We start from the raw sequence: 9,623 nt of genomic DNA on the forward strand, positions 1-9,623 counted from the left end.
CTCGCCCGGCACCTTCCGGCACCGGCCCGTGACCGGCCGGGCCCGCCGCCGAAACCGGCCGGGCCCGCGCCGCCGAAACCGGCCGGGTCCGCCGCCGAAACCCGCCGGGCCCGCCGCCGAAACCCACTGGCCCCGCCGCCCTGACCCACCGGGCCCGACCCGTACCGCCGGTCCCGGTGCGCGGACCCCGGAGCGTCGGTGCCCGCCAGTAGGGTGGGTGCCATGGCCGACCCGAGCAGCTACCGACCCAAGCCGGGACAGATCCCCGACTCGCCGGGGGTCTACAAATTCCGCGACGAGCACCGCAGGGTGATCTACGTCGGCAAGGCGAAGAGCCTCCGCCAGCGGCTCTCCTCGTACTTCCAGGACGTGGCGAACCTCCACCCGCGGACCCGCACGATGGTGACCACCGCCGCCTCCGTGGAATGGACGGTCGTCTCCACCGAGGTCGAGGCGCTCCAGCTCGAATACTCCTGGATCAAGGAGTTCGACCCGCGGTTCAACGTCAAGTACCGCGACGACAAGAGCTACCCCTCCCTCGCGGTCACGCTGAACGAGGAGTTCCCCCGGGTCCAGGTCATGCGCGGGCCGAAGCGGAAGGGCGTGCGCTATTTCGGTCCGTACGCCCATGCCTGGGCGATCCGCGAGACCGTCGACCTGATGCTGCGCGTCTTCCCCGTGCGGACCTGCTCCGCCGGGGTCTTCAAGCGCTCGGCCCAGATCGGCCGCCCCTGCCTCCTCGGCTACATCGGCAAGTGCTCCGCCCCCTGCGTCGGCCGGGTCAGCGCCGAGGAACACCGGGAGCTCGCCGACGACTTCTGCGATTTCATGGCCGGCCGCACCGGCGCCTATCTGCGCCGGCTGGAGCGGGAGATGCAGCGGGCCGCGGAGGAGATGGAGTACGAGCGGGCGGCCCGGCTGCGCGACGACATCGAGGCGCTCCGCCGCGCCATGGAGAAGAACGCCGTCGTCCTCGCCGACGCCACCGACGCCGATCTCATCGCCGTCGCCGAGGACGAGCTGGAGGCGGCCGTCCAGATCTTCCACGTCCGCGGCGGCCGGGTGCGCGGCCAGCGCGGCTGGGTCACCGACAAGGTCGAGGCGGTCGACACCGCGGGCCTCGTCGAGCACGCCCTCCAGCAGCTCTACGGCGAGGAGAGCGGCGAGGGCGTCCCCCGGGAGGTGCTGGTCCCCGCGCTGCCCGACCCGGTCGATCCGCTGGCGCGCTGGCTCGCGGACCGCCGCGGCAGCGGAGTCGACCTGCGGATACCGCAGCGCGGCGACAAGAAGGACCTGATGGCGACCGTCCAGCGGAACGCCCAGCAGGCACTGGTGCTGCACAAGACCAAGCGGGCCTCCGACCTGACGACGCGCTCCCGGGCCCTCGAGGAGATCGCCGAGGCGCTCGGCCTGGACTCCGTCCCGCTGCGCATCGAGTGCTTCGACATCTCCCATCTCCAGGGCGACGACGTGGTGGCCTCGATGGTGGTCTTCGAGGACGGCCTGGCCCGGAAGAGCGAGTACCGCCGCTTCCAGATCAAGTCGTTCGCCGGCCAGGACGACGTACGGTCCATGCACGAGGTCGTGAGCCGCCGGTTCCGCCGCTATCTGCTGGAGAAGCAGAAGACGGGCGAGTGGGACGAGGAGGCGCCCGGCGACCCGGCCGAGGCCGGCGGCGAGATCGACGCCCAGTCCGGCGGCCCGATCGACCCGGACACGGGCCGGGCGCGCCGCTTCGCCTATCCTCCGCAGCTCGTCGTCGTCGACGGCGGGCAGCCGCAGGTCGCGGCGGCCCGGCGGGCGCTGGAGGAGCTGGGCGTCGACGACGTCGCGGTCTGCGGCCTCGCCAAGCGGCTGGAGGAGGTCTGGCTGCCCGGCGAGGACGACCCCGTCGTGCTGCCCCGCTCCAGCGAGGGCCTGTATCTCCTCCAGCGGGTCCGCGACGAGGCGCACCGCTTCGCCATCGCGTACCAGCGCAAGAAGCGGGGCAAGCGGCTGCGTGCCGGGCCGCTGGACGACGTGGCCGGACTCGGCGAGAGCCGCCGGCAGGCGCTGCTGAAGCATTTCGGCTCGCTCAAACGGCTCCGTTCGGCGACGATCGACGAGATCTGCGAGGTCCCGGGCTTCGGCCGCAAGACGGCCGAGAGCGTCGTGGCGGCTCTCGCGAAGGCGGCACCCGCCGCCCCGGCGGTGAACACCGCCACCGGAGAGATCATGGAAGACGAGGGTCCGGCGGCCGGTGTGCCGCCGGCGGGACGGGGGATGGAAAGATGAGCGAGACCGGAAGAGACGGAGAACAGGTGGGTACGGGCACGACGGCGGAGGCGGCCGACGCCATCCCCGAGCTGGTCATCATCTCGGGCATGTCGGGAGCCGGGCGCAGCACGGCCGCCAAGTGCCTGGAGGACCTCGGCTGGTTCGTGGTGGACAATCTGCCGCCCGCCCTGATCCCCACCATGGTGGACCTCGGCGCGCGCTCGCAGGGGAACGTCGCCCGGATCGCGGTCGTCGTGGACGTCCGCGGGCGCAGCTTCTTCGACAGCCTCCGCGAGTCCCTCGCGGTGCTGGCCGCCAAGAAGGTCAAGCGCCGGGTGATCTTCCTGGAGGCCTCCGAGGACGCGCTCGTACGGCGCTTCGAGTCGGTCCGGCGCCCGCATCCGCTGCAGGGCTCCGGCCGCATCGTCGACGGCATCGCGGCCGAGCGGGACCTGCTGCGCGAGCTGCGCGGCGACGCCGACCTGGTCATCGACACCTCCAGCCTCAACGTCCACGAGCTGCGCGCCAAGATGGACGCCCAGTTCGCGGGGGAGGAGGAGCCGGAGCTGCGGGCGACCGTGATGTCCTTCGGCTACAAGTACGGCCTCCCGGTCGACGCCGACCTGGTCGCGGACTGCCGCTTCCTGCCCAACCCGCACTGGGTGCCGGAGCTGCGCCCCTTCACCGGGCTCAACGAGGAAGTCTCCGGCTATGTCTTCAACCAGCCGGGCGCCAAGGAGTTCCTCGACCGCTACGCCGAGCTGCTCCAGCTCATCGCCTCCGGTTACCGCCGCGAGGGCAAGCGGTATGTGACCATCGCCGTCGGCTGCACCGGCGGCAAGCACCGCAGTGTCGCGATGTCCGAGAAGCTCGCCGCCCGCCTGGCCGCGGAGGGAGTGGAGACGGTCGTGGTCCACCGGGACATGGGGCGCGAGTGAGAACCCCGCGGCAGCCCGCCGGCGACGCCTCGCGGATCGGCGGACGCGTACGGCGGCTGATGCCGGAGCGCGGCGGCCGGGCCGCCGCGCGTCCCGGCGGCCGCCGGCGCGGCACCAATCCGAAGGTCGTCGCGCTCGGCGGCGGGCAGGGGCTGTCCGCCTCGCTCGCCGCGCTGCGCCGGATCACGGGGGACCTGACCGCCGTCGTCACCGTGGCCGACGACGGCGGCTCCAGTGGCCGGCTCCGCGACGAGCTGGGCGTGCTGCCGCCCGGTGACCTGCGCAAGGCCCTCGCGGCGCTCTGCGGGGACGACGACTGGGGCCAGACGTGGGCCCGGGTCATCCAGCACCGCTTCGCCGGCGAGGGCGAGCTCCAGGGTCACGCGGTCGGCAATCTGCTGATCGTCGCCCTCTGGGAGCAGCTCGGCGACCATGTGCGGGCGCTGGAGTGGGTCGGCCGGCTGCTGGGCGCGCACGGCCGGGTGCTGCCCATGTCGGCCGTGCCGCTGGAGCTGGAGGCGCTGGTACGGGGCCACGACCCCTCCCGTGCCGAGGACGTCGACACGGTGCGCGGCCAGGCGACCGTGGCGCTCACCCCGGGCGAGGTGCAGTCGGTCCACCTGGTGCCGGCCGACCCGCCCGCGGTGCCCGAGGCGGTGGAGGCGGTCCTCGACGCGGACTGGGTGGTGCTCGGTCCGGGCTCCTGGTTCTCCTCGGTGATCCCGCATCTGCTGGTGCCCGAGCTGCTGGACGCGCTGACGGAGACGAAGGCCCGCCGGGTGCTGTCGCTGAACCTCGCTCCGCAACCCGGCGAAACCTCCGGCTTCTCCCCGCAGCGTCATTTGGAGGTTTTGGCCCGACACGCCCCTAAACTCGCCTTCGACGTGGTGCTGGCCGACGAGGCCGCCGTGCCCGACCGGGAAAGCCTCACCGAAGCCGCCGAGCGGCTCGGCGGGACGGTCGAGCTGGCGCCGGTGGCCGCGCCGGACAGCTCGGCGAAGCACGACCCCGAGCTGCTGGCCGCCGCGTACGACCGGATTTTCAGGATGCACGGAAGGATCGGCCCATGGCGATGACGGCAGCGGTGAAGGATGAGATCTCCCGGCTACCCGTCACCCGGACCTGCTGCCGGAAGTCGGAGGTCTCGTCGATCCTGCGGTTCGCCGGGGGGCTCCATCTGGTGAGCGGCCGGATTGTGATCGAGGCGGAGCTGGACACCGGTATCGCCGCCCGGCGGCTGCGGAAGGACATCCTCGAGATCTTCGGGCACAATTCCGACCTCGTCGTGATGGCCCCGGGCGGCCTGCGCCGCGGCAGCCGGTACGTCGTCCGGGTGGTGGCGGGCGGTGACCAGCTGGCGCGTCAGACCGGACTGGTCGACGGCCGCGGCCGTCCGGTGCGCGGGCTCCCGCCGCAGGTGGTCTCGGGGGCCACCTGCGACGCGGAGGCCGCCTGGCGCGGCGCCTTCCTGGCGCACGGCTCGCTCACCGAGCCCGGCCGGTCCTCCTCCCTGGAGGTCACCTGCCCGGGGCCCGAGGCGGCGCTCGCCCTGGTCGGGGCGGCGCGCAGGCTCAGCATCGGCGCCAAGGCGCGCGAGGTGCGGGGCGTGGACCGCGTCGTCGTACGGGACGGGGACGCCATCGGCGCGCTGCTGACCCGGCTCGGCGCGCACGAGTCGGTGCTGGCCTGGGAGGAGCGGCGGATGCGCCGCGAGGTGCGGGCCACCGCCAACCGGCTGGCGAATTTCGACGACGCCAACCTGCGCCGCTCGGCGCGTGCCGCGGTCGCGGCCGGCGCCCGGGTGCAGCGGGCCCTGGAGATCCTCGGCGAGGAGGTGCCGGAGCACCTCGCGGCGGCCGGCCGGCTGCGGATGGAGCACAAGCAGGCGTCCCTGGAGGAGCTGGGGGCGCTCGCCGACCCGCCGCTGACGAAGGACGCCGTCGCGGGCCGTATCCGCCGGCTGCTCGCGATGGCCGACAAGCGGGCGCAGGACCTGGGCATTCCGGGCACGGAGTCGAACCTTTCCGAGGAGCTGCCCGGCGACCTCTCCGGCGAGATGGTCGGCTGACGCCCCGTCGGATCACCGCCCCACCGGGCCCCGCCGGACCCGCTCCCGAACCCTACTCATCGGTAGTCCGTGCCGTGTCCTGCGACGCTTACCCAGTGTGACGAAGCAGTGATCGGAGGCGGTGTCCCGGCCCCGCCACGGGGGCGGCCGGGCCGCCGCTGCCAATGTCACGTACGTCCCTTCTTAGGGGTAGGGTCGAGGGTGGTCGGGGACATCCCATACAGCTCGCCGGCGTCGAAACCGGCGTACCAACGAGGAGATCGGTTCGTGACGATCCGCGTAGGCATCAACGGATTCGGCCGCATTGGTCGTAACTTCTTCCGGGCCGCCCTGGAGCAGGGTGCGGACATCGAGATCGTCGGTGTCAACGACCTGACCGACAATGCGACCCTGGTGCACCTGCTCAAGTACGACTCCATCCTGGGCCGCCTCAAGGCCGAGGTCAGCCACACCGAGGACACCATCACGGTCGGCGGCAAGACCTTCAAGACGATGGCGGAGCGCGACCCGGCGAACCTGCCGTGGAGCGAGCTCGGCGCCGACATCGTCATCGAGTCGACCGGCATCTTCACCAAGCGCGACGACGCCGCCAAGCACCTCGCCGCCGGCGCCAAGAAGGTCCTCATCTCCGCGCCCGCGAAGAACGAGGACATCACCGTCGTCATGGGCGTCAACGAGGACAAGTACGACGCCGCGCAGCACGACGTCATCTCCAACGCCTCCTGCACCACCAACTGCGTGGCGCCGATGGCCAAGGTGCTCGACGAGGCCTTCGGCATCGTCAAGGGCATGATGACGACCGTCCACGCGTACACCAACGACCAGCGGATCCTGGACTTCCCGCACAAGGACCTGCGCCGCGCCCGCGCCGCCGCGGAGAACATCATCCCGACCTCCACGGGTGCCGCCAAGGCCACCGCGCTGGTCCTGCCGCAGCTCAAGGGCAAGCTGGACGGCATCGCGATGCGCGTCCCGGTCCCGACCGGCTCGGTGACCGACCTGGTGCTGGAGCTGGACCGCGAGGTCACCCGGGACGAGGTCAACGCCGCCTTCCAGAAGGCCGCCGAGGGCCAGCTCAAGGGCGTCCTGGAGTACACCGAGGACCCGATCGTCTCCTCGGACATCGTCAACTGGCCGGCCTCCTGCACCTTCGACTCGCTGCTCACCATGGCGCAGGGCAAGCAGGTCAAGGTCGTCGGCTGGTACGACAACGAGTGGGGCTACTCCAACCGCCTGGTGGACCTCACCGTCTTCGTCGGTGGCAAGCTCTGACCGCTGCCTGACGGCACCGATGTGCACCCCGCAGGGCTCGGACGGCGCGACGTCGCGCCGTCCGAGCCCTGTGTGCCAACCGAAGACGATGGAGTTTGCACACGCATGAAGACGATCGACGACCTCCAGGTCGCGGGCAAGCGGGTCTTCGTCCGCGCCGACCTGAACGTGCCGCTCGACGGCACCACCATCACCGACGACGGCCGCATCCGCGCCGTCCTGCCGACCGTCGCCAAGCTCGCCGAGGCCGGCGCGCGGGTGATCGTCGCCTCCCACCTGGGCCGCCCCAAGGGGGCCCCGGACCCGCAGTTCTCGCTCGCGCCCGCCGCCCGCCGCATCGGCGAGCTGCTGGGGAAGGACGTCGCCTTCGCGACCGACACCGTGGGCGACTCCGCGCGGGAGACCGTGGCGGCCCTCGCCGACGGGCAGATCGCCGTGCTGGAGAACCTGCGCTTCAACGCCGGTGAGACCAGCAAGGACGACGCCGAGCGCGGCGCCTTCGCCGACGAGCTAGCCGCCCTCGCCGACCTCTACGTCGGTGACGGCTTCGGCGCCGTGCACCGCAAGCACGCCTCGGTCTACGACCTCCCGGCCCGCCTCCCGCACGCCGCGGGCGGTCTCATCGCCGCCGAGGTCGAGGTCCTCAAGAAGCTCACCGAGGACGTCCGGCGGCCGTACGCCGTCGTGCTCGGCGGCGCCAAGGTCTCCGACAAGCTCGGAGTCATCGACCACCTGCTGGAGAAGGCCGACCGCATCCTCATCGGCGGCGGCATGGCGTACACCTTCCTGAAGGCGCAGGGGTACGAGGTCGGCAGCTCGCTGCTGCAGGAGGACCAGCTCCCGGCCGTGCGGGACTATCTGGCCCGGGCGAAGGAGCGCGGCGTGGAGTTCGTCCTCCCCGTCGACGTGCTGGCCGCCGCCGGGTTCCCGGACCTGAAGGCCAAGGCCGCCACCGAGCCGGCCACCGTCGGCGCGGACGCCATCCCCGCCGAGCTGATGGGGCTGGACATCGGCCCGGAGACCCGTAAGCTCTTCGCCTCGAAGCTCGCCGACGCGGACACCGTCTTCTGGAACGGTCCCATGGGCGTCTTCGAGCACCCCGACTACGCCGAGGGCACCCGCGCGGTCGCCCAGGGCCTTCTCGACAGCCCCGGCTTCACCGTCGTCGGCGGCGGAGACTCCGCCGCCGCCGTGCGGCTGCTGGGCTTCGACGAGAACGCTTTCGGCCACATTTCGACCGGTGGTGGCGCGAGCCTCGAATACCTCGAGGGCAAGACGCTCCCCGGCCTCGCCGCACTGGAGGACTGACCCCCTGATGAGCAGCCGCACCCCGCTGATGGCGGGCAACTGGAAGATGAACCTCAACCACCTCGAGGCCATCGCCCACGTCCAGAAGCTCGCCTTCGCCCTGTCCGACAAGGACTACGAGGCCGTCGAGGTCGCCGTCCTGCCCCCCTTCACCGATCTGCGTTCGGTGCAGACCCTGGTCGACGGCGACAAGCTGAAGATCGCCTACGGTGCCCAGGACATCTCCGCGCACGACGGCGGCGCCTACACCGGCGAGATCTCCGGCCCGATGCTCGCCAAGCTCAAGTGCAGCTATGTGGCGATCGGGCACTCCGAGCGCCGCCAGTACCACGGCGAGGACGAGGAGATCGTGGGCGCCAAGGTCAAGGCCGCCTACAAGCACGGCATCACCCCGATCCTGTGCGTGGGCGAGGGCCTGGACGTGCGCAAGGCCGGCAACCAGGTCGAGCACACCCTCGCCCAGCTCGACGGCGCGCTCAAGGACGTCCCGGCCGAGCAGGCCGAGAGCATCGTCATCGCCTATGAGCCGGTGTGGGCCATCGGCACCGGCGAGGTCGCCACCCCCGAGGACGCGCAGGAGGTCTGCGGCGCGATCCGCGGCCGGCTCGCCGAGCTGTACGACCAGGAACTGGCGGACAAGGTCCGCATCCAGTACGGCGGCTCGGTGAAGTCCGGGAACGTCGCCGCGATCATGGCGCAGCCGGATGTGGACGGCGCGCTGGTCGGCGGGGCCGCGCTGGACGCCGACGAGTTCGTCAAGATCGTCCGCTTCCGCGACCAGTAACCGGCCGGTAACGGGGCCGGTGAGTAGGCCGGAGGCCGTACTCCGTCGTACTCTGTCGGGGGCCGGGGTGGTGTCCAGCCGCCCCCGGCCCCCGAAGTCTTTTCCGTTCGTCCGTTGTACAGATATTCCGATACACAGCCGTCAAGCCCGAGAGAGTTGGTCCAGCCGTGGTTATGGGGTTCTCGATCGCCCTCATCGTCTTCAGCCTGCTGATGATGCTGCTGGTGCTGATGCACAAGGGGAAGGGCGGCGGTCTCTCCGACATGTTCGGTGGTGGCATGCAGTCCTCCGTCGGCGGCTCGTCGGTCGCCGAGCGCAACCTGGACCGGATCACCGTCGTGGTCGGTCTGCTCTGGTTCGCCTGCATTGTCGCGCTCGGCATCCTGATGAAGCTGGACAGCTGACGCACCGTCGTATGCGCGGCCCTATCATGGGGTTGCGCCCCCGGGGGCGGGTTGGTAACTCCTGTCACTGGACGCGCGTTGTGTCGCACAGAACGAGTTGTGTCATACACACACCGAGGCGCCCGGCAGCCCGAGCCGCCTACGATGCTTCGCAGCACCATCACGCAGGGAGTTACGACCGTGGCAAGTGGCAACGCGATCCGTGGAAGCCGGGTCGGAGCGGGGCCGATGGGGGAGGCCGAGCGGGGGGAATCCGCGCCGCGGCTCCGCATCTCCTTCTGGTGCTCGAACGGGCACGAGACGCAGCCCAGCTTCGCCAGTGACGCGCAGGTTCCGGACACCTGGGACTGCCCGCGCTGTGGCTTCCCCGCCGGCCAGGACCGGGACAACCCGCCGGACCCGCCCCGCACCGAGCCGTACAAGACGCACCTCGCGTATGTGCGCGAGCGGCGCAGCGACGCGGACGGCGAGGCCATCCTCGCCGAGGCGCTCGCCAAGCTCCGCGGCGAGATCTGAGCGGGCTCACCGCCCCGCCACCGGTTTCACCGCCCGCCACCGCTTGTAGCTTTTCCGCTTGCGCCGAGGCCCGGGCC

At 71.5% G+C, this 9,623-nt stretch carries 9 protein-coding genes; all 9 read left to right on the plus strand.

Features of this window, described 5'->3' with window-relative positions; translation table 11 throughout:
• Positions 1-222 precede the first annotated feature (222 nt).
• The 9 genes from uvrC (at position 223) to GCU69_RS23835 (ending at position 9,546) form a co-directional block, all read left to right on the plus strand.
• The gene (gene uvrC, locus GCU69_RS23795) at positions 223-2,274 is read left to right on the plus strand and encodes an excinuclease ABC subunit UvrC (protein ID WP_098751367.1); all 2,052 of its coding nucleotides are present in this window, start codon (positions 223-225) and stop codon (positions 2,272-2,274) included.
• A complete protein-coding gene (gene rapZ / locus GCU69_RS23800; RefSeq protein WP_176604638.1) occupies positions 2,271-3,194 on the plus strand; it encodes an RNase adapter RapZ in 924 nt (307 codons plus the stop codon). The genes uvrC and rapZ overlap by 4 nt, the downstream gene beginning before the upstream one ends.
• Positions 3,195-3,253: 59 nt before the next feature.
• Positions 3,254-4,270, plus strand: a complete 1,017-nt coding sequence (locus GCU69_RS23805) for a gluconeogenesis factor YvcK family protein (protein ID WP_156207128.1) — start codon at positions 3,254-3,256, stop codon at positions 4,268-4,270.
• Positions 4,261-5,262 carry a DNA-binding protein WhiA gene (whiA, locus tag GCU69_RS23810; protein WP_098751365.1) on the plus strand — a complete coding sequence of 334 codons (1,002 nt, stop codon included), beginning with the start codon at positions 4,261-4,263 and terminating at the stop codon, positions 5,260-5,262. The genes GCU69_RS23805 and whiA overlap by 10 nt, the downstream gene beginning before the upstream one ends.
• Positions 5,263-5,529: 267 nt before the next feature.
• A complete protein-coding gene (gene gap, locus GCU69_RS23815) occupies positions 5,530-6,534 on the plus strand; it encodes a type I glyceraldehyde-3-phosphate dehydrogenase (RefSeq protein ID WP_098751364.1) in 1,005 nt (334 codons plus the stop codon).
• A 105-nt stretch (positions 6,535-6,639) separates the two neighbouring features.
• Positions 6,640-7,842: a phosphoglycerate kinase gene (locus GCU69_RS23820; protein ID WP_098751363.1), complete on the plus strand. Its 1,203-nt coding sequence runs from the start codon at positions 6,640-6,642 to the stop codon at positions 7,840-7,842.
• 7 nt (positions 7,843-7,849) lie between these two features.
• Complete coding sequence (tpiA, locus tag GCU69_RS23825; protein ID WP_098751362.1) at positions 7,850-8,626, plus strand: triose-phosphate isomerase; 777 nt, start codon at positions 7,850-7,852, stop codon at positions 8,624-8,626.
• A gap of 173 nt (positions 8,627-8,799) precedes the next feature.
• On the plus strand, positions 8,800-9,030 hold the full coding sequence (gene secG / locus GCU69_RS23830; protein ID WP_176604639.1) for a preprotein translocase subunit SecG: 231 nt from the start codon (positions 8,800-8,802) through the stop codon (positions 9,028-9,030).
• A gap of 180 nt (positions 9,031-9,210) precedes the next feature.
• Positions 9,211-9,546, plus strand: coding sequence for an RNA polymerase-binding protein RbpA (locus GCU69_RS23835; protein WP_003957010.1), 336 nt, complete (start codon positions 9,211-9,213; stop codon positions 9,544-9,546).
• The last annotated feature ends 77 nt before the right edge of the window (positions 9,547-9,623 follow it).

The sequence above is a fragment of the Streptomyces lycii genome, assembly GCF_009735685.1.
In the GTDB taxonomy this organism is placed as follows: domain Bacteria; phylum Actinomycetota; class Actinomycetes; order Streptomycetales; family Streptomycetaceae; genus Streptomyces; species Streptomyces lycii.